This window comes from Anaeromassilibacillus sp. SJQ-5, assembly GCF_054108045.1.
This window is the reverse complement of the sequence record NZ_JBPJWQ010000001.1, coordinates 1,463,077-1,480,815: the sequence shown is the minus strand read 5'-3', so window position 1 is coordinate 1,480,815 and position 17,739 is coordinate 1,463,077. Positions and strand designations below refer to the sequence as shown.

Annotated in this window: 20 protein-coding genes and 1 tRNA gene; 14 read left to right on the top strand and 7 right to left on the bottom strand. The window is 56.7% G+C overall.

The features are described 5' to 3' along the window. Window positions 1-10: 10 nt before the first annotated feature. Entirely contained in the window at window positions 11-172 is a 162-nt protein-coding gene (locus tag ACSAMM_RS06470; protein WP_178720605.1) for a hypothetical protein, read from the bottom strand. 203 nt (window positions 173-375) lie between these two features. Between ACSAMM_RS06470 and ACSAMM_RS06465 the strand changes: the two genes are divergently transcribed. Further along, on the top strand, window positions 376-582 hold the full coding sequence (locus tag ACSAMM_RS06465; RefSeq protein WP_457790571.1) for a hypothetical protein: 207 nt from the start codon (window positions 376-378) through the stop codon (window positions 580-582). Here the strand turns inward: ACSAMM_RS06465 and ACSAMM_RS06460 are convergent. Next, a complete protein-coding gene (locus tag ACSAMM_RS06460) occupies window positions 579-1,802 on the bottom strand; it encodes a tRNA(Met) cytidine acetate ligase (RefSeq protein ID WP_457790569.1) in 1,224 nt (407 codons plus the stop codon). The genes ACSAMM_RS06465 and ACSAMM_RS06460 overlap by 4 nt on opposite strands. 140 nt (window positions 1,803-1,942) lie before the next feature. Between ACSAMM_RS06460 and ACSAMM_RS06455 the strand changes: the two genes are divergently transcribed. Beyond that, on the top strand, window positions 1,943-3,139 hold the full coding sequence (locus ACSAMM_RS06455) for an acetate/propionate family kinase (protein WP_457790567.1): 1,197 nt from the start codon (window positions 1,943-1,945) through the stop codon (window positions 3,137-3,139). Window positions 3,140-3,242: 103 nt separating this feature from the next. Here the strand turns inward: ACSAMM_RS06455 and ACSAMM_RS06450 are convergent, their stop codons facing one another. The 3 genes from ACSAMM_RS06450 to ACSAMM_RS06440 form a co-directional block, all read right to left on the bottom strand. Continuing rightward, window positions 3,243-3,467: a hypothetical protein gene (locus ACSAMM_RS06450; RefSeq protein ID WP_457790565.1), complete on the bottom strand. Its 225-nt coding sequence runs from the start codon at window positions 3,465-3,467 to the stop codon at window positions 3,243-3,245. Beyond that, entirely contained in the window at window positions 3,467-4,717 is a 1,251-nt protein-coding gene (locus ACSAMM_RS06445; protein ID WP_457790563.1) for an NAD(P)/FAD-dependent oxidoreductase, read from the bottom strand. Before ACSAMM_RS06445 ends, ACSAMM_RS06450 begins: the two co-directional genes overlap by 1 nt. Before the next feature lie 112 nt (window positions 4,718-4,829). Further along, window positions 4,830-5,306 carry a pyridoxamine 5'-phosphate oxidase family protein gene (locus ACSAMM_RS06440; protein ID WP_457790561.1) on the bottom strand — a complete coding sequence of 159 codons (477 nt, stop codon included), beginning with the start codon at window positions 5,304-5,306 and terminating at the stop codon, window positions 4,830-4,832. A 234-nt stretch (window positions 5,307-5,540) separates the two neighbouring features. Here ACSAMM_RS06440 and ACSAMM_RS06435 point away from each other — a divergent pair, with 234 nt between their 5' ends. From ACSAMM_RS06435 to ACSAMM_RS06400, 8 genes are all read left to right on the top strand, one after another. Further along, complete coding sequence (locus tag ACSAMM_RS06435) at window positions 5,541-6,221, top strand: Crp/Fnr family transcriptional regulator (RefSeq protein ID WP_457790559.1); 681 nt, start codon at window positions 5,541-5,543, stop codon at window positions 6,219-6,221. Between the two features lie 35 nt (window positions 6,222-6,256). Then, on the top strand, window positions 6,257-7,285 hold the full coding sequence (locus tag ACSAMM_RS06430; RefSeq protein ID WP_457790557.1) for an ABC transporter substrate-binding protein: 1,029 nt from the start codon (window positions 6,257-6,259) through the stop codon (window positions 7,283-7,285). Beyond that, on the top strand, window positions 7,260-8,048 hold the full coding sequence (locus tag ACSAMM_RS06425; RefSeq protein WP_457790555.1) for an ABC transporter permease: 789 nt from the start codon (window positions 7,260-7,262) through the stop codon (window positions 8,046-8,048). Before ACSAMM_RS06430 ends, ACSAMM_RS06425 begins: the two co-directional genes overlap by 26 nt. Then, window positions 8,045-8,659 carry an ATP-binding cassette domain-containing protein gene (locus tag ACSAMM_RS06420; protein ID WP_457790553.1) on the top strand — a complete coding sequence of 205 codons (615 nt, stop codon included), beginning with the start codon at window positions 8,045-8,047 and terminating at the stop codon, window positions 8,657-8,659. Before ACSAMM_RS06425 ends, ACSAMM_RS06420 begins: the two co-directional genes overlap by 4 nt. A 119-nt stretch (window positions 8,660-8,778) precedes the next feature. Beyond that, a tRNA-Ala gene (locus ACSAMM_RS06415) sits at window positions 8,779-8,854 on the top strand. 111 nt (window positions 8,855-8,965) lie between these two features. Next, window positions 8,966-10,411, top strand: coding sequence for a beta-Ala-His dipeptidase (gene pepD / locus ACSAMM_RS06410; protein WP_457790552.1), 1,446 nt, complete (start codon window positions 8,966-8,968; stop codon window positions 10,409-10,411). 62 nt (window positions 10,412-10,473) lie between these two features. Continuing rightward, a complete protein-coding gene (locus ACSAMM_RS06405) occupies window positions 10,474-12,375 on the top strand; it encodes an OPT family oligopeptide transporter (protein ID WP_457790550.1) in 1,902 nt (633 codons plus the stop codon). After that, window positions 12,357-12,719: a PqqD family protein gene (locus ACSAMM_RS06400; RefSeq protein WP_457790548.1), complete on the top strand. Its 363-nt coding sequence runs from the start codon at window positions 12,357-12,359 to the stop codon at window positions 12,717-12,719. Before ACSAMM_RS06405 ends, ACSAMM_RS06400 begins: the two co-directional genes overlap by 19 nt. A gap of 154 nt (window positions 12,720-12,873) precedes the next feature. On the opposite strand, the gene ACSAMM_RS06395 is transcribed toward ACSAMM_RS06400, so the two are convergent. Continuing rightward, the gene (locus ACSAMM_RS06395; protein ID WP_178720579.1) at window positions 12,874-13,056 is read right to left on the bottom strand and encodes a DUF6774 domain-containing protein; all 183 of its coding nucleotides are present in this window, start codon (window positions 13,054-13,056) and stop codon (window positions 12,874-12,876) included. A gap of 226 nt (window positions 13,057-13,282) precedes the next feature. Here ACSAMM_RS06395 and ACSAMM_RS06390 point away from each other — a divergent pair, with 226 nt between their 5' ends. From ACSAMM_RS06390 to ACSAMM_RS06375, 4 genes are all read left to right on the top strand, one after another. Beyond that, the gene (locus ACSAMM_RS06390; RefSeq protein ID WP_457790546.1) at window positions 13,283-13,897 is read left to right on the top strand and encodes a TetR/AcrR family transcriptional regulator; all 615 of its coding nucleotides are present in this window, start codon (window positions 13,283-13,285) and stop codon (window positions 13,895-13,897) included. Next, entirely contained in the window at window positions 13,894-15,150 is a 1,257-nt protein-coding gene (locus ACSAMM_RS06385) for a cation:proton antiporter (protein ID WP_457790544.1), read from the top strand. Before ACSAMM_RS06390 ends, ACSAMM_RS06385 begins: the two co-directional genes overlap by 4 nt. Before the next feature lie 620 nt (window positions 15,151-15,770). Further along, complete coding sequence (locus tag ACSAMM_RS06380; protein WP_457790543.1) at window positions 15,771-16,097, top strand: hypothetical protein; 327 nt, start codon at window positions 15,771-15,773, stop codon at window positions 16,095-16,097. A gap of 344 nt (window positions 16,098-16,441) precedes the next feature. Continuing rightward, window positions 16,442-16,951, top strand: a complete 510-nt coding sequence (locus ACSAMM_RS06375) for a DUF4854 domain-containing protein (RefSeq protein ID WP_178720571.1) — start codon at window positions 16,442-16,444, stop codon at window positions 16,949-16,951. 78 nt (window positions 16,952-17,029) lie between these two features. Here the strand turns inward: ACSAMM_RS06375 and ACSAMM_RS06370 are convergent, their stop codons facing one another. After that, on the bottom strand, window positions 17,030-17,605 hold the full coding sequence (locus ACSAMM_RS06370) for a TetR/AcrR family transcriptional regulator C-terminal domain-containing protein (RefSeq protein ID WP_178720569.1): 576 nt from the start codon (window positions 17,603-17,605) through the stop codon (window positions 17,030-17,032). Between the last annotated feature and the right edge of the window lie 134 nt (window positions 17,606-17,739).

Genomic DNA, 17,739 nt, shown 5'->3' with positions numbered 1-17,739 from the left:
GGAGGGAGGATTATCCGTTTTTCTGCATGAAGTGCTCGGCGCACTGCTTGAGCTGTTCGACGGAGTTGACCTCCACGCCGCTTTGCACAATGGTTTCCTGCACGCTGGTGGGCAGGGTGTCGAAATATTGCTTCATGGCCGGATCCTGCATAGCTTTGGGCTGGTTGGACATAATCGGTTCATCCTTTCCAATGGTTTGACCTATCAAAATCGAACGGCCGAGAGGACCGGAATCGATGATGGTTTCCGACTATAGTGTAAACCGAATCGCCCGGATTACCGGTGGAAATTTTTTGCCGATGGAATTGGCAGATTTTGTTCGGATGGAAAATTCGCTGTGATTTAGGCCTTGTTTGATAAATGGCAGAATGCTCAATGGCGAGAGATTTTTTCGTCAATCAAGGCGATTTGACGCTGCCATACTTTATGTATGGCAAGGAAAATCAACGCAGAGTGGCGGAAAAAGATCCGCCGCTTGGACGTTTTGACATTTATCAAACAAGGCCTAGTCGGCGGCGCGCAAAAAAAAGAGGGCCCGCAGGCCCTCAGACTGTGAAAAAAGGGACGTTTCCGGCCCGCTAAGGCCGAATGAGGCCGGCGGTGAATTCGCCGCCGCAGGGGGGCGGCTGAGGCAGGGCCAGGGCGTACAGGTCGGCGGCGCGGCATTCGGCGTCCAGCACGGCGCGGGCATCCGCGTCCAGCCGGTCGATATGGGTGGGGCGGGCCAGCAGGGGCAGGGCGGGGTTTTTCACCGCCCGGAGAATTTCCAGCCCCCGGTCGTTGGCGCCGAGCACCCGCAGATAGGGCGGCTTTTTCCACCGGCCTGCCGCCGCGTCCCAGGCGAGAGAGGCGGACAGGCCGAGAAAGGCGGACCAGACCAGCCGCCGGATCCGGGTCAGGGGATATCGGCGGGTTTTGACGGCGTCCAGCAGCTCCTGGTAGGATCCGGCCTGCCGGGCCGCGGAGGCCAGCCGGTTTTCCAGTCCCTCGCTCAGGGCTGGGAGTGAAGCGAATTCCGCCGGCGACATGGTGCGCAGGCGGGCCAGCAGCGCGCGTTCCAGCCGGGAAACAGCCGCGGGGCAGCGGCCTTCCTGTGCGGCCTCGGCCAGGACGGCGGCGCAGGGGGCGGGCATGTAGGCGGTGGCGTTCAGAAGCCGATCGGCCTCGATGAGGGAACGTAGGAAGGTGGCGGAGGCCATGTCCCCGGCGGGGAGCCGAGCGCCGTGCCCGGCGCCGAAGCGGCGCACGGTGAAGGGGACTATGCCGGAGGTCAGGCGGCGCAGGGCCTTGATGTATTCGATGCCCAGGGTGTTGTTGGGGCTCTCAAACAAGGCGGCGACGCCGCCGCGCAGCTCCGCCGCCGCTTTCTGCCGGGCCTCGGGGAAGGGGAGGCCGCCTTCCAGATGGTAGGCGAGCAGATCGGCGAAGCGAGGGGATGCCAGCACGTCGGCGGCCTGCTCCAGCGCCTGGAGGTCGCCGCATTCGCTGCCGAAGCTGAGGACATCCACGCAGCCCAGGGCGTCCAGCAGGGAGACCGCGCCGAAGGCGAAGCCCTCCGCTGAGGACAGGCACCAGGGGACAGGCAGCTCGAGGACGAGATCCACCCCGCCGCGCAGGGCTGCCTTCACCCGGTCGGCCTTGGGCAGCAGGGCGGGTTCTCCCCGCTGGACAAAATGGCCGCTCATGACGGCGACGACGTGGGTGGCGCCGCAGCCGTTGTCCGCGGCGCGGGTGCGTTCGATTTGATGGGCGTGGCCGTTATGGAAGGGGTTATATTCCGCCACGATTCCGGCAACTTTCAATAAAATCCCGCCTTTCGGGCAGAAAAGCCCTTGAAAAACAAGCAAAACCGTACTATGATAGTATACGTTGTTTTGGGGCAAAATGCAATTGTGGAAGTTGCCCGGGAAAGGGCGAACCCGCGAAAGGATTGAGTACAAGCATGAAAATTCTGGTCATCAACGCAGGCAGTTCCTCCCTCAAGTATCAGCTCATCGACATGGACGGCGAGGTGGTCGTGGCCAAAGGGCTGTGCGAGCGCATCGGAATCGACGGCCGGTTCACCCACAAGACGGGAGACGGCCGGGTGGTGACGAAGGAAGTCGCCATGCCGGATCACACCGCCGCCTTCGAGCAGGTGAAGCTGGCTCTGACCGAAGGGGAAGGAAAGGTCATCGACAGCCTCTCCGAGGTATCCGCCATCGGGCACCGGGTGGTGCAGGGCGGCTCCAAGTATGATAAATCGGTGCGCATCGACGCAAAGGTGCTCGCGGACATCGAGGGGTATTCCTCCCTGGCCCCGCTGCATAATCCCGCCCATGTGCAGGGCATCAACGCCGCCGTGGCCGCCTTCGGCAAGGACGTGCCCCAGGTGGCGGTGTTTGACACGGCGTTCCATCAGACCATGCCCGCCAAGGCGTATATGTTCGGCGTGCCGTACGAATACTATCAGAAATACGGCATCCGGCGGTACGGGTTCCACGGCACCTCCCACCGCTTCGTCAGCGCTCGCTGCTGCGAGCTGCTGGGCAAGCCGGACGGGAAAGGCACCCGGATCATCACCTGCCACCTGGGCAACGGCTCCTCCATTGCGGCCATCAAGGACGGCAAGGTCGTTGACACCACCATGGGCCTGACCCCGCTGGACGGCTTCCTGATGGGCACCCGGTCAGGGGCGCTGGATCCCTCGGTGGTCACCTTCCTGATGGAGAAGGAGGATCTGTCTCCCGAGGAGATGGACAACATCCTCAACAAGAAGTCCGGTATGCTGGGCATTTCCGGCGTGTCCAGCGACGACCGGGACATCGCCAAGGCGGTAGAAGAGGGCAACGACCGGGCCAAGCTGGCGTGGGATATGCGCACGTATGAGATCGTCAAGTATATCGGCGGCTATGTGGCGGCCCTGGGCGGGGTGGACGCCATCGTCTTCACCGCCGGCATCGGGGAGAACCAGATCGATCTGCGTCGGGAAATTCTCAGCTCCTTCGGTTATCTCGGACTGAAGGTGGACGAGCAGGCCAACGACTGCCGCGGCAAGGAAAGGGAGATCACCACGGCGGATTCGGCCGTGCGGGCGTTTGTCATCCCCACCGACGAGGAGCTGGTCATCGCGCGGGACACCCAGGCGCTCATCGGGTAAGCGCGGTTCCCTTTTGTCGCTGGCTTCTTCTGAAGAGAAAACCACGAAAACCACTAGCCGGCTTAAAAGGTCGGCTAGTGGTTTTTTAGCGTTTTCTTTCATTTTACAGAGAGCAGGAGCTGAAAAAAGCGCGGTTTCGCGGCAGAGCCGCGAAATGCGGGCCACCAATATGGCCCGCAAACGGTTTTTCCAGGATCAAGCGCTTTAGCGTTTTATCCGCCATTCCCAAGGAAAGCAGAAACCAGAAAAAGCGCGGTTTCGCGGCAGAGCCGCGAAATGCCGGCCCCCCTAGAGGGCCGGCAAGAGGTTTTTCCAGGATAAAACGCATCAGCGTTTTATCCGCCATTCTCGGTTGGGGGAGAACAGGCCCAGCTGCTGGTTGTCCACGCCCTGATACTGATCGAGCAGCAGGCGACCGGCCGCCTCGGCGTAGAGGATGCCGTTATCGCCGCAGCACATGGCATAGGCCACGCGGCTGTTGGCGGGCAGGCGGCCGATCACCGGCAGGCCGTCCGACGTGCGGCCGTCCTTGGCCGCCCAGACGTATTCCGCTGTAATATTGCGGATAGCGGGGAACATATCCCGCAGGGTATACGCCAGGGCGTGATGGCGCTTCTCCGCCAGGTTTTGCAGGTTGATGAGGCGGGCTACCCGGCCCTTTTCATCCAGGACGCTGCTGTCCAGGCCGCCGATGAGGATGCGCTGGTCGGGGGTGACGGTGATATACTGCCGGGCGTTGCCCTCCCGATGAATGAGGCAGGTGCCCCGCCAGCCGGCAAACTCCTCCACCGGCTCGGTGGCCAGCAGATAGGTGGTACCCGCCTGGGTCAAGCCGCCGCAGTAGCGGTGCGTCTCCAGGCCGGCGGCCACGATGACATACCGGGCCTGTATCCGGTGATGGGTGGAGCATTCCAGGGTGATATCGTCCTGCGCCGACTGGTTGATGGCGGAGGCGGTGGTGTTTTCATAAATCCGGGCCCCCTTCTCCTTGGCGGCGCGGACGGCGGCATGGGTCAGGCGGTAGGGATCCACCTGCGCGGCGGCGTTTTTGGTATACACGCCCGCTTCCATGGGGAAGGTGAACTGCTCGCTGGCGGTGTCGGCGTTGAGCAGCTCGACATCCAGGCCGTTATGCAGGCGCAGGGAGTATTCCCGGCGCAGCTTGGAGGTACAGGCCTCTTCACTGGTATACAGCAGGCTGTCCTTGCGGTGGAAGCCGCAGCCATCCTCGGTGGAGGCGCAGAAATCTTCCAGGTTTTTCAGAGAGCCGAGCAGCAGCTCGGCGGCGGACATGGCCCGTTCGGCGCCGATTTCTTCCACGAGGGACACCAGGGAATCGCCGTTGGCCAGGGTCATCATACCGCTCGAGCAGGCCGAACCGCCGAAGCCGACGGGGCTGGCGCTGACCAGGACGGTGTCGATGCCCGCTTCGGCAAAGCGCAGGGCGCACATGGCGGCGGTGACGCCGCCGCCCAGGACGGCCACCTCACAGGTTTCGTCGGCGGACAGCCAAGGGTACTGGGCGGGGATTGTATCGACGGAGGGCCACAGCGGCGCCTCGATGGTGTTTTTGATCACGAGAACAACTTCCTTTCCGGCAATTGATACAAAGCTAGTGTGCGTTGCCGGCTCGGAGAATATGTGCATGCAGGCGAAAAAAGACGGCTCCAGAATCTGGAACCGTCTTTTTCTATTTGCCGGGGCGGTTGCTTTTGCCGCTGATGTATTCCACCTCCATGCGCACCACCGTGGTGTTGGCGATATGCTTTTTGAAATAGGCGGCCAAGGCTTCCTCGCTCATATCAGGGGAATATTTGGCGCACAGGAGGCGCAGGGCGGCGTGCCGCTCATCCTCGGCGTAGACGATGCGCGCTGTGCCGAACGCCATGGCGCTTTCATAGGTCATGGTCAGGCGGGCGGGCCGATTCTCCGCGTGGAGGACGGCGGTCAGGCATACACGGCTGTCGTGCACCAGGTTGTCCAGCTTCTGTCCCTCGGTGGCGCAGTGGAAATAAATCGAATTGCCGGACAGAGCGAAGCACAGGGGAATGCCGTAGGGCAGACCGTCCCCGCAGGTGGTGGACAGGATACCGTAATCCGCCTGCATCAAAATTTCCCGCGCCTTGTCGTAGCTTGTCTTTCTTCGGATATTCCGCATACCGCGCATGGGCGTCGCCTCCTTTCGCGGCGGGGGAGTAAATCCCGCGCCATTTCTGTTTTTTCTATAAGTATCATACACGGAAAACGAAAAAAATACAAGGTGGTTTCTGGGGATTTTTGGATGAGGCGTAAAGAGAAGAGAAAAACCGTTATTTATTTAACGAAAGGGCTTGCGTTTTGGAAAATCTATGCTATACTAATCCTGTAATTGTCCCATTTGGGACAATTTTGGAGGGGTGGTATGGAGGAGATCGCGTTTACCGCCGCGATGCGGCAAACCGCCGACGGCTTGTTCCTTCTGGAAGGGCTGGACGGGGAGACACGGCGGCAACTGTGGGCGCAGGCGCCCCGGCCGGTACGCTTTGAAAAGGGCGAGGCGATCTATTCCTGCCATGCCTTCCGCCGGGCGCTGGGGCTTCTGCTGCAGGGCGAGGTGCAGGTATACCGTCCGGGAGAGGACGGCCGCCGGGTGGTGATGAACCGGCTGACGACCGGGGAGGTCTTCGGCGCGGCGGCGCTGTTCGGCGAAGCAGAATCCTATGTGACGGAAATCGCGGCGCTGCGGCCCTGCGTGGTGCTGTTCCTGTCTCAGGAGCTGGTGACCGGGTGGATGCGCGCCCATTTTCCGGTGGCGGAGAACTACATCCGGTTCCTCACCGGGCGCATCCGCTTCCTCAACGGCAAAATCGCCGGGTTTACCGGCGGGCAGGCGGACGAACGGCTGACCGGGTATCTGTTGGCCCACCGCGGGGAGGACGGTCAGGTGACGCTGCCGGGCAGCCTGCTGGAGCTGGCCCAGTCCCTGAACATCGGGCGTTCCAGTCTGTACCGCTCGCTGGACGCGCTGACGCAGAGCGGCGCTATCCGCCGGCAGGGACGGCGGATTTATGTGGACGATCCCAGGCTCCTTGGAGAGCCTTGAATCGGATAGGTTGATTGGAGAAAGAAGGAGAACGTATGCAACTGAAAAAAATAACGGCCGGACTGCTCAGCGTCCTGCTGGCCGGCGCGCTGCTGGCCGGATGTTCCACGGGGGAGACCGCTTCCTCGAATGCATCCCAGCAGCCCGCCTCTTCCGCGGCGGCGGAGAAAACCAAGGTGAATGTATTCGGCATCAAGGGGCCGACCGGCATTGGCCTGGTCAATCTGATGAAAGCCAATGAGGAGAAGACGGCCCAGAACGACTACACCTTCTCTGTGCTGTCCACACCGGACGAGGCGGTGGCCAAGGTGGCCAGCGGCGAAGCGGATATCGCGGCGGTGCCCACCAATCTGGCGTCCGCCCTGTATGCCAAGACGAACGGCAAGGTGAAAATGCTGGCGGTCAACACGCTGGGGGTGCTGTACATTCTGGAAAACGGCACGGCTATCAACAGTGTGAAGGATCTGAAGGGTAAGACCATTTATTCCACCGGCCAGGGGGCCAATCCGGAATACGTGCTGCGGTATGTGCTGGAGAAAAACGGCCTGGATCCGGACAAGGACGTGAAGCTGGAGTTCCTGAGCGAGAACGACGAGCTGGCCACCCAGCTGGCGTCCGGGAAAGCCGGGGTGGCGCTGGTACCGGAGCCGGTGGTGACCACGGTGCTGACCAAGAACGACAAGCTGCGGGTGGCCCTGGATATGACTAAGGAGTGGAAGAATGCCGCAGGGGATGAGAGCACCCTGATGATGGGCTGCGTGGTGGCTCGTTCCGCGTTTGTGGAGAAGAACCCCCAGGCGGTCAAGGCGTTCCTCAGCGAGTACAAAGCCTCCATCGAAAAGGCGACCGGCGACGTGGACGGAACGGCCGCGCTGTGCGAGACCTACGGGATCATTCCCAAGGCGGCGGTGGCCAAGCAGGCGATTCCGCGCTGCAACTTGACATATGTGGACGGACAGGATATGATGAAGCAGATTAAGGGCTATTTCGACGTGCTATTTGCGGCGAAGCCCGCTTCCATCGGAGGAAAGCTGCCTGATGACGGCCTCTACTATCTCGACTAAAGGAAAACGGATCGGGACGGCCCTTCTGGCGGCGGCCTTTTGGCTGCTTGTCTGGCAGGGGATCAGTCTGCTGGTGGCGCAGGAACTTTTGGTTCCTGCGCCGCTTCAGGTTGCGCGCACGCTGGGACAGCTGGCGGGAGATGCGCGGTTTTGGCAGGCGGCGGGCGGCTCGCTGCTGCGGGTGGCCGTCGGGTTTGCGGCGGCGCTGGCGGCGGGGTCGCTGCTGGCGGTGCTGACGGTGCGGTTCCGGGCGGCGGACGTGCTGCTGTCCCCGCTGCTCAAAATCGTGCGGGCCGCGCCGGTGGCTTCGTTTATCATTCTGGCCTTGGTCTGGATCCGCACCAACACGCTGCCGGCGTTTATCGCCTTTCTGATGGTGGTGCCGGTGGTTTGGGGCAACGTGGAAAAGGGGATCCGGGAGACGGACGCGGGGCTGCTGGAAATGGCGAAGGTATACCGGCTGGGCTGGTGGAAAACCCTGGTGCGGGTGCGGATCCCTTCGGTGATGCCGTATTTTCTGGCGGCGGCCACCACCGGGCTGGGGTTCGCGTGGAAATCGGGGATCGCGGCGGAGGTCATCTGCCGGCCGGCCATGTCCATCGGCAGGCAGCTGCAGGACGCCAAGGTGTATCTGGAAACGCCTGAGGTATTCGCCTGGACGGCGGTGGTGGTGGCGCTGAGCATGGTGCTGGAGAAGGGGTTGCTGCTGGCTGTCCGGCGGCTTAAGCGCTACAACACCGGGGGAGAGGGGGACGGCGCGTGATCGCGTTGGAGGACGTATCGTTCGCTTACGGGCAAAAGCCGGTGCTGCAAGCGGTTTCCCTGCGGTTCCCGAAGAGCGGCGCGGTGTGCCTGTTCGGGGCGTCGGGCTGCGGCAAGACCACCCTGCTGCGGCTCCTGTCCGGCTTGGAAAAGCCAGACAAGGGGCGCCTCACGGGGCTGGAGGGCAAGAGGACGGCTATGCTGTTCCAGGAGGATCGGCTGCTGCCCTGGCTGTCGGTGCTGGAGAATGTGGCGGTGGTGCTGGAGGGGCCGGATGCCCGCGCGAGAGCGGCGGATTGGCTGGAGCTGGTGGGGTTGGCCGACGCGGCGCACAAGCGTCCGGCCGCGCTCAGCGGCGGGATGAGGCGGCGGGCCGCCCTGGCGCGCGCGCTGGCCGTGCAGCCCGACGTGCTGCTGCTGGATGAACCGTTCAGCGGGGTGGACGAGGCAAGCTGGCGGGAGCTGGCCGGATACATCGCGGCGGGCTATGCGGACCGCTTGGTGGTGCTGGTCACCCATATCCGGGCGGAAGCGGAGCAGCTGGGGGCGGCGGTGCTGGAGCTGCCGCCGGCGCCGCTGACCGGCCGGCTGACCTTCGGCTTACCCGAATAAATTCATGAAGAATTTTGCGGTTTTGGCTTGACAAACGGCCGGCTTTACGGTAATATATTGTACGGATTAAAAATCCCTTGCGGTTTTTTGTTAGTCGCCCGGGAAAATCCACAGTATATGGGGGCGTAGCTCAGCTGGGAGAGCGTACGGTTCGCATCCGTAAGGTCGAGAGTTCGATCCTCTTCGTCTCCACCAACAAAAACCCGCCATGGTTTTGCCATGACGGGTTTTTGCTATGTTATTTTTCGCTTTTATCTTGTAAGACTAACAGAAATTTGCGATAATATAAAAAATGCAAGAGGGTATATGATGAAAAAAGCCACTCAGATAGAGTCAGCGCCGGTATTTTGGTACTTTGAAAAAATATGTGCTATTCCGCACGGTTCAGGCGACATGGATGCCTTGAGTGAATACTGTATGCGGTTTGCAGAAGAAAACGGTTTACAAGCCGTTTGCGACGAGGCAAAAAATGTGGTGATCTATAAGCCGGGTACAAAGGGCTATGAAAATGCTGAGCCGGTTATTCTCCAGGGGCATCTTGACATGGTGTGCCAGAAAACAGAAGATTCAACCATGGACTTTGCAAAAGACGGGATAGAGGCTTTTACAGACGGTGATTTTATAAAAGCAAAAGGGACAACCCTGGGCGCCGATAACGGCATTGCCGTATCGATGATCATGACCATATTGGCGAGTCGGAATCTGCCCCATCCGCCGATCGAAGCGGTTTTTACAACCGATGAAGAAATAGGCATGCTTGGAGCCCAAAGGCTGGACACCGCCGTTTTGAAGGGCAGAAGAATGATCAATCTGGACGCGGAGGAAGCGGAGATCCTGACCGTTTCCTGCGCGGGGGGCAGTGATTGTAAGCTGATCCTTCCGTTTGATAGAAAAGTCGTGCGCGGTACGAAAATTCTATTGGAGATCCAAAATTTGAAAGGCGGCCATTCCGGCGTTGATATCGATAAGGGCCGTGTAAATGCCAACGTATTGGCGGGGAGAATTTTGCATCATGCGAGGAAAACGACGGCGTATGATATCCTAAAAATCAATGGCGGAACGAAAGGAAACGCCATTCCCTTTTGCTGTAAAGCGGAACTTGTCACGGCAGACGCGGAAAGTTTTATACAGGTACTTGAAGACTATTGTTCTGTTGTAAAAAGGGAGATCGGAGACAGGGAAGAACAGTGTTCGATCCGTCTAACGATGGAAGCGGCCGGTGAGTTTGAGGTTTTGGACTCTGTCGCCCGGGACAAGCTGTTATACATGCTGTTGATGACGCCAAACGGTGTGGTGGACATGAGTGCGGAAATAGACGGTTTGGTTGAAACCTCATTGAATCTGGGGATTCTGATGACAGAAGCGGACGGAATTGTTCTGCAGTACGCTCTGAGGAGCAATAAAAAATCCGCCCTGACTTATCTGGAGGACAAGCTCGCGGCGTTTGCCTCCTATAACGATTGCCGCTTCGGCATATCCGGCCGGTATGTCCCCTGGGAATTTAAAAAGGATTCGCCGCTCCAACAATTGTATATGGATGCTTTTTGCGAAAAGTTTGGGCACAAACCTCAAATTGCCGCCATCCATGCCGGGCTGGAATGCGCGGTGTTTGCGCAGAAAATGGAGGGCTTGGATTGTATTGCGATTGGCCCGGATATGTTTGACGTGCATACGGTAAATGAAAAACTAAGCATTTCTTCCACCACGGAAATTTTCGAGCTGCTATGTGTCGTGCTCGAAAGATGCAAATAAAATATTCTGAAATGCGGCGGCAATATTCTGTTTATGACGCGTGCGGAGAGGAATGAAGAACTATGGATAACAAAGATTTTAAGCCATATATTCCAGCGGAAAAAATTACTCCCGAAATTACGATAACTTCTATCGTTATGGGCGTGCTGTTGGCCGTTATATTTGGCGCGGCAAACGCTTATTTAGGGTTGCGGGTGGGTATGACCGTTTCGGCGTCCATACCCGCGGCGGTCATCGCCATGGGCGTCATCCGTGTCATTATGCGCAAAAATTCTATTCTGGAGAGCAATATTGTGCAGACCATCGGTTCGGCCGGCGAGTCGTTGGCGGCCGGTGCCATCTTTACGCTGCCGGCCCTGTTTTTGTGGGCGGCGGAGGGCAAGGTGGATAAGCCGGGCCTATGGGAAATCACCGCGATTGCTCTTATTGGCGGGTTGCTTGGCGTGTTTTTTATGGTCCCGCTCCGCAATGCCCTTATCGTGAAAGAGCATGGGGTACTTCCCTATCCGGAGGGAACCGCCTGTTCTGAGGTGCTTCTGGCTGGAGAAGAAGGCGGCGCGAAAGCCTCGACCGTTTTTGCCGGCATGGGCTTTGCGGCGTTATTCAAGTTTATTATTGATGGATTAAAGCTGGTTGCCGGAGAAATTTCGGTAAGCGTTAAGGGCTTTGCGGGACAGATCGGCACGCAGATTTATCCGGCGGTCATGAGCGTGGGCTATATCTGCGGCGCAAGGATTTCGTCCTATATGTTTGCCGGCGGCATTTTGAGCTGGCTTGTTATCATCCCGCTTATTGTGCTGTTCGGTGCGGATATGACGCTGTATCCCGGAACAGCGCCGATCAGCGAGATTTTTGCAAAGGGCGGAGCGGGCGCCATCTGGGGCACCTATATCCGCTATATCGGGGCGGGTGCGCTGGCTGCAGGCGGCATTATCAGCCTGATAAAATCTCTGCCGCTTATTCTAAAGACTTTTGGAGGCGCCGTGAAGAGCATGGCGGGCTCAAAAGAGAAGGCGAATGAACGCACGTCGAAAGACATCTCCATCAAAGTGGTGTTTCTGGCGATTGTGGTTCTGACTCTGCTCGTATGGCTCATCCCCGCCATTCCGGTTAGTTTGCTCGGTGCGGTCATTATCGTTGTATTTGGCTTCTTTTTCGCTACCGTTTCCTCTCGCATGGTGGGCTTGGTCGGCAGCAGCAACAATCCAGTTTCCGGCATGGCCATTGCCACTCTTCTGATTGCTACACTCATTTTAAAGGTTAGCGGGGCAACCGGTATTGCCGGTATGTGCAGTGCGATTGCGATTGGCTCGGTTATTTGCATTGTTTCCGCCATTGCCGGCGATACGTCCCAGGATCTGAAGACCGGGTATCTTTTAGGCGCCACACCGAAGAAACAGCAGATTGGCGAAATTGTCGGCGTTATTGCCGCGGCACTGGCAATCGGCGGAACACTCTATCTCCTGGACAGCGCGTGGGGCTTTGGTACAGACGAACTCGCAGCGCCTCAGGCCACCCTGATGAAGCTGATTACAGAAGGGGTTATGGAAGGAAATCTTCCGTGGGCGCTGGTGTTTATCGGTGCTTTTATTGCCGTGTTGGTCGAGATTGTCGGCATACCAGTGCTGCCCTTTGCGATTGGCGTGTATCTTCCTGTTCAGCTGAATGCGTGCATTATGGTTGGCGGTCTTGTCCGCCTGGCTTTGGATAAGCTGAAGCGCAGCAAAGAGGAAAAGGATGCCATTGTGAATGACGGCGTTCTTTTCTGTTCGGGTATGATAGCCGGTGAAGGCCTGGTGGGGATCCTGCTGGCAATTTTGGCGGTGTTTGGTCTGAATTCCGCGATTAACCTGTCCGAAAAATGGGCGATACCGGCGGTGGTTTCCAATATCGGAGGACTGGTGTTATTCGGTGTCATCATTCTGACGCTGTTGAAATTCTCCTTGTGGAAGAAGAGAAAATAAAAATGCGAAACAAACAGTCCGAAAATTATTTGGATGGGAAGCCGCTGCGGAATGAAAAAATTTCGTGGTCGGTCGAGGATGGACAAGTAACGCTGGAAATTGAAAATAAAGGCATATGGAATACGCTTTTTCAAAAAGTTTTGAAAAAGCCGCGGATCAGCTATGTGCATCTGGACGAAATGGGGAGTTTTATCTGGCCCCTTTTAGATGGCGAAAAGAGCATTCTGGAGATAGGAAAAGCCGTTGAAGAACAATTTGGAGATAAGGCAAATCCGTTATATGAAAGATTGGCTGAATATTTTCGGATTTTGGAAAGCTATCATTTTATACACTTAAATACATGAGCTTTACGCCAGCTGTATCCATATGGTCTTTCCATGTAGATCCGAATGGCTGTCGCAAGGTGGAAATGAAGAGAGCGGTCAAGGGGTTGAAGCCTTGGCCGCTCTTTATTTGGAGGCCGGTGCGGGTTCGACAACGCTGTGGGTTGTAGCAAGGCTAATCCCCCTTTTGGCCTAAGGCTTGTTTGCCGCAGAAGTTTTTTTGTGCGGCGATGGTTGCCAGCGTATCGCCCAGCTGTGTCAGAGTGGCCCCGATGAGAGTAATCTCGTCGGCTTCACGTCCTTCGGCGATGGCGGCCGCTATGGCGGTAATGCCGGCGGCTAACGTATTCGGACACACAATGTCATCTCCCCAATATATATTCTATGCACGAGACCCTGGTCATGTCCGGCCAAGTGCGCCAATCATGCAATAAGCGCGTCCCCCCATAACGCAGGCCAAGTTCCCGGGATCCAGCGTTTATCTATGGGCAAATACAGAAACTTTACAAATCGTTTATTGACTAGGCGCTCTATAAATCATATAATAGACTAATCGGTCTACTATATGATTGAAGGGGATCCCTATGAAAAAAGCAGAAAAAACTGAACGGACAAAGGAACGAATTCTTCAAGCAGCGATGGAAGAGTTTGGAAGAAAGGGGTATGCGGCCGCCACCATAGGCGCCATTTGCAGCGAACACGGCATCGCCAAGGGCCTGCTCTACCATAACTTTGTGGGTAAGGACGACCTGTATTTAGCCTGTGTATCCCGCTGCTTCGATGATGTGACGGCATATCTGCAGGGGCAGAACCTGGGGGCGGATCTGCATCGTTATATGGAGTATCGTTTTCGGTATTTTTCCGATCATCCGCTGTGTGCAGGGCTTTTCTTTGAGGCGGTATTGCAGCCCCCGGCAGCCCTCGTCTCTGCCATTCGGGAACGAAAGAGAGTGTTCGACCAACTGAACCAGCGGATTTATCGCGAGGCGCTGTCCGCGATGAAGCTGCGCAGGGAAGTCACCGAAGCGGAGGCCCTGGAATACTACGCCATCATGCAGGAGATGTTCAATGGGTATTTCAGCAGCCCGGCCTATGCGGGCAAAGATTTTAAGACGGTGGTGGCCGACCATGAGGATAAGCTGGCCAAAATGCTGGATCTTATGCTGTACGGTATTGCGGAAAGGGGCTCTGAAAAATGATCCTGTCTATTGTGCGGCTTCTGGCCGCTGTGATTCTGGCCTTTCTGGCCGGGAAACTCATCTCCAAGCTGAAGCTGCCCTCCATTTTGGGGTGGCTTATCGCCGGCATGGCTCTGGGCCCTCATGCTTTATCTTTGGTAAACAGCGCCCTCCTCGATGCGGTTTGGTATCAAAGCGCGGTGCATATTCTGGAGTGTGCGGTCGGCCTGATGATCGGCACGGAACTGGTCTGGAAGAGGATTAAGAAATCCGGGCGCTCCATCATCATCACCACCCTCACCCAATCCCTGGGCACTTTTCTGCTGGTGTCGCTTGTGTTCGGCATCGTCTTCTATTTTACAAATATCCCGTTGTATCTAGCCTTCCTTTTCGGCGGGATCGCTTTGGCGACGGCTCCCGCCCCGGCGCTGTCCATCGTGCGGGAATTTAAGACCAAGGGCCCCGTCACTTCGACCTTGATCCCCATGGCCGCGCTGGACGATATTGTGGGCTGCATCCTGTTTTTCACCACCATTGCGCTGGTCGCGGGGAACCTGTCCGCCGGAGAAATGCCCGCTTACATGATCGCTCTGGTGGTGCTGCTGCCCCTGGCGATCGGCGTGGTCACCGGCCTGCTGGCGGGTCTTGTGCTGAAAAAAGAGCGCCCTGCGCCGGTTACCCTGTTCCTCCTCATCATCACCATTCTGATTGCCTCCGGCGTAGGGTTCCTGTGCAACGGCCTGCTGCCCCGCCCGGTGCTCAATTTCATGCTCATCGGCATGGCGTTTTCCGCCACTTTCTCGAATATGATGCCGGAGGAACGGCTGGAGCAGATCATGAAGGGCTTCAATCCCATTCTCGGCGTGGCCATGATTGTCGTCATCCTCAATCTCGGCGCGCCGCTGGATTACCATCTGATCCTGGGGGCCGGGCTGTTTACCGCCATCTACATCATTGCCCGGGCATTGGGGAAATATTTTGGAGCGTTCTTCGGCGCGGCGGTCACCAAGTCGCCCAAAACCGTGCGGAATTTTCTGGGCTTCACCTTACTGCCCCATTCGGGGGTGTCCCTGGTCTTTACCGGTATCGCCGTGTCTGTGCTGACCGGCCCGGCTCCAGAATGCGCGAAAATCATCCAGGGTACCATCGCCGCCGCGGCGGTTATCAACGAGATCATCGCGGTTATCATGGCGAAAAAAGGATTCGAATGGGCGGGGGAATTTCACAAAGGAGAGCCTGAGAAAGAGGAAAGCCGTAAACTACCGGTTGATTGAGAAATACGGGCATACGCTAAGCGCTGGACACAGATTTTGTGGCAATAGCGCCGGAATATAAAACCGCGGGGGAAATTCGACGATTTCCCCCGCTTTTTTGCCGCCTGTTCATATAAAAGACAGACCAGAGGGACGCTGGCGTACATTCCCTATAAGAGAGCGGATAAACCGGCTTTCCGCAAGAGAAGAGGATTCCGGAACGTATTGTGCCATTCCGCATAAGCTGTACTATACCCCTACGGGAAGGAGGTTATACTCATGTCAGAATGTACGAGTTGTTCGGCTGGAGTTACTGCTAACCTGTCAGAGCCGGTTGAAGGCACTTGCCCGGCTGTTGGCTATCAGAAAGTAGCTGTTTGTGTCCCGGTGCTTATCACGCCTTTTGCGCATACCGGAAAGACGGTGACCAAGTGCTGCGGTGAGCCGGCTGTTGTTCCCGGCGAAATGCCCTGCCCCGGAAGAAAGAACGGCGTTTGCGCATTTACCATGAGTCAGACGATATGTGTGGAGGTTCCCGTAAACTTTGGCGCTACGGCAGTAGTAGGCGACACCTTTGTCGACTGTATTGACGCTTCCGCTGAGGACATCTGTCGAAACTGCAAAGAGGAGGTTTGAAAGAAATGGCCTATGATACCCCCTGCCAGCCGGAATCCTCTATTCCATCCGAGACATGCGGATGCAAGCAGGATGGATGCGAAAAGATCGGTTACCAATATGCGGATATCAGCGTTCCGGTAGAATTGAAATCGGATGCGAGTATTGGCGAGGTAACGGTGGAATGCTGCGGTGAGCCTTGTGTGAATTGTCGTGAATGCGACTGCGGAGACGCATGTGAAATCGTCGTCACGCAAAAGGTGAACATCCGCATTCCGGTCCATTATCAGGTAACCGCATGCATGGGTGACAGCACCATGAACTGCGATTGCGGCGGCTCCTGCTGTCAATAATTTTCTATGGCGCGTTGCGACGAAATCGCAACGCGCCTACTTATTACGCAGATCTCTTATGGATATCTTGAATTGCATGGTCGGTTTCACGTCATGCGTTGTCTTACGCTGTGTTATACTTTGGCTGGGATAGTGGGGGACGCAGAACTTTTATAACTTTTTGGATGTATTTCCAACTAAGATCGGTATAATCTTTTGGAATTTCTTTAAATAATATTAATTTTGTAAAGATCAATCGACAATTTCCGCTTTTTGTGATAGGATATATCATGAAATTGTCGAACAAGTGCGAGTTATTTCGAATTTTTCATGCATTTGTAGGACAAATTTGAGGAGGAAAACGAATGAAAAAGGTATGGACTCTCATTGCTTGCTTCGCCGCTTGTCTGTCTCTGGCCGCTTGCGGCACCGATTCGAACAGCAGCACGCCGGGCAGCACCGTCGCTACCACCACCACGGCCAAAACCGAGGCGGCCGACAAGACGGAGAAAACCACCGCGGCGACAACCGCGGCGACCAAGGAGCAGGGTTCCGCCGCCGGCATGACGTTGGAAGCGTATATCGCCTCGATCCAGGACAGCATTGATCAAATGTCCGCCGCCACGGAAAGCAGCGGCATGAAGATGAAGGTGTTCGCACGGGGCAAGTCCCTGGTGTACAGCTATCAGTATACCATCGATCTCGGGGATACGTCGCTGCTGAAATCCACCTTTGAGCAGGCGCTGGCTTCGACGGAAAGCACCTTCTCCAGCGTCCTGTCCGCCATGAAGCTCGTGGTGCCGGACGCGGAGTCCGTGACCGTTGAGTATCTGGACAAGGCCGGCAAGGTCATCGTTTCCAAGGAATTCAAATAAGCTTATACAGCAAGATAAAGCCCGAGGGGAGAGCAAATCGCTCTCCCCTCGGGCTTTTTTGTTCATCATAGGCGCCTTTTATTTCAGGGCCTGCCCGCCGCAGGAGATGATTCGCTGCGCCAGCCGCGCCATTTCTTCGGGGGATTCCTTCATGCCGGTTTCCAGCCATCGCTGGAATAATCCAATACAGCCGTACACGATGAACTCATAGAAATACTCGAAGCGTTCCGAATGCGCGCCCTCATACGCGGCGGTGATTTCCTGAAAGCATTTGTCCTTGACAATGGCCTTCAGCCGGTTGACAAAGGCGTGATCGCCGTTGGGACCCAACAGCGCAATGGCCATGTCGGAGTAGTTGATAAAGAAATGAAAGATATCGTTCAAAATGGGGTAAGGGTTTTCCGCGTTGACGATGGAGGGCTGCGCGTTCAAAATCTGATTGAATTCCTCGAACATTTCCGCCTCCACCTGCTCGAGCATATCGTATACATCCTTATAATGCAGGTAGAACGTCCCCCGGTTAATGTCAACCATGTCGGCGATTTCCCGTACCGTGATGTCCTTAATCGGTTTTTCCTGCAGCAGCTTCGTCAGGGCGAGACGAAGCTGCCTTTTTGTTTTGCGGACACGCCTGTCGACTTTCTTTTCCTCCATGACCGCTCTCCCTTTCGCTACTCAACAATTTTATAATTTTATGTCTATTATTTAATAATGGACAAGGGATATGATTATTAACGCACACTTGATTACTTATCTGGTGATTGCTTTCTGAACTAATATTAATATAA

Excerpts from the sequence above, each read along its gene's own strand:
- ACSAMM_RS06470 (WP_178720605.1), bottom strand. The coding sequence starts at position 172 with ATGTCCAACCAGCCCAAAGCTATGCAGGATCCGGCCATGAAGCAATAT.
- ACSAMM_RS06465 (WP_457790571.1), top strand. The coding sequence starts at position 376 with ATGGCGAGAGATTTTTTCGTCAATCAAGGCGATTTGACGCTGCCATAC.
- ACSAMM_RS06455 (WP_457790567.1), top strand. The coding sequence starts at position 1,943 with ATGAAAATTCTGGTCATCAACGCAGGCAGTTCCTCCCTCAAGTATCAG.
- ACSAMM_RS06450 (WP_457790565.1), bottom strand. The coding sequence starts at position 3,467 with ATGCGTTTTATCCTGGAAAAACCTCTTGCCGGCCCTCTAGGGGGGCCG.
- ACSAMM_RS06440 (WP_457790561.1), bottom strand. The coding sequence starts at position 5,306 with ATGCGCGGTATGCGGAATATCCGAAGAAAGACAAGCTACGACAAGGCG.
- ACSAMM_RS06435 (WP_457790559.1), top strand. The coding sequence starts at position 5,541 with ATGGAGGAGATCGCGTTTACCGCCGCGATGCGGCAAACCGCCGACGGC.
- ACSAMM_RS06430 (WP_457790557.1), top strand. The coding sequence starts at position 6,257 with ATGCAACTGAAAAAAATAACGGCCGGACTGCTCAGCGTCCTGCTGGCC.
- ACSAMM_RS06425 (WP_457790555.1), top strand. The coding sequence starts at position 7,260 with ATGACGGCCTCTACTATCTCGACTAAAGGAAAACGGATCGGGACGGCC.
- pepD (WP_457790552.1), top strand. The coding sequence starts at position 8,966 with ATGATGAAAAAAGCCACTCAGATAGAGTCAGCGCCGGTATTTTGGTAC.
- ACSAMM_RS06405 (WP_457790550.1), top strand. The coding sequence starts at position 10,474 with ATGGATAACAAAGATTTTAAGCCATATATTCCAGCGGAAAAAATTACT.
- ACSAMM_RS06390 (WP_457790546.1), top strand. The coding sequence starts at position 13,283 with ATGAAAAAAGCAGAAAAAACTGAACGGACAAAGGAACGAATTCTTCAA.
- ACSAMM_RS06385 (WP_457790544.1), top strand. The coding sequence starts at position 13,894 with ATGATCCTGTCTATTGTGCGGCTTCTGGCCGCTGTGATTCTGGCCTTT.
- ACSAMM_RS06380 (WP_457790543.1), top strand. The coding sequence starts at position 15,771 with ATGGCCTATGATACCCCCTGCCAGCCGGAATCCTCTATTCCATCCGAG.
- ACSAMM_RS06375 (WP_178720571.1), top strand. The coding sequence starts at position 16,442 with ATGAAAAAGGTATGGACTCTCATTGCTTGCTTCGCCGCTTGTCTGTCT.
- ACSAMM_RS06370 (WP_178720569.1), bottom strand. The coding sequence starts at position 17,605 with ATGGAGGAAAAGAAAGTCGACAGGCGTGTCCGCAAAACAAAAAGGCAG.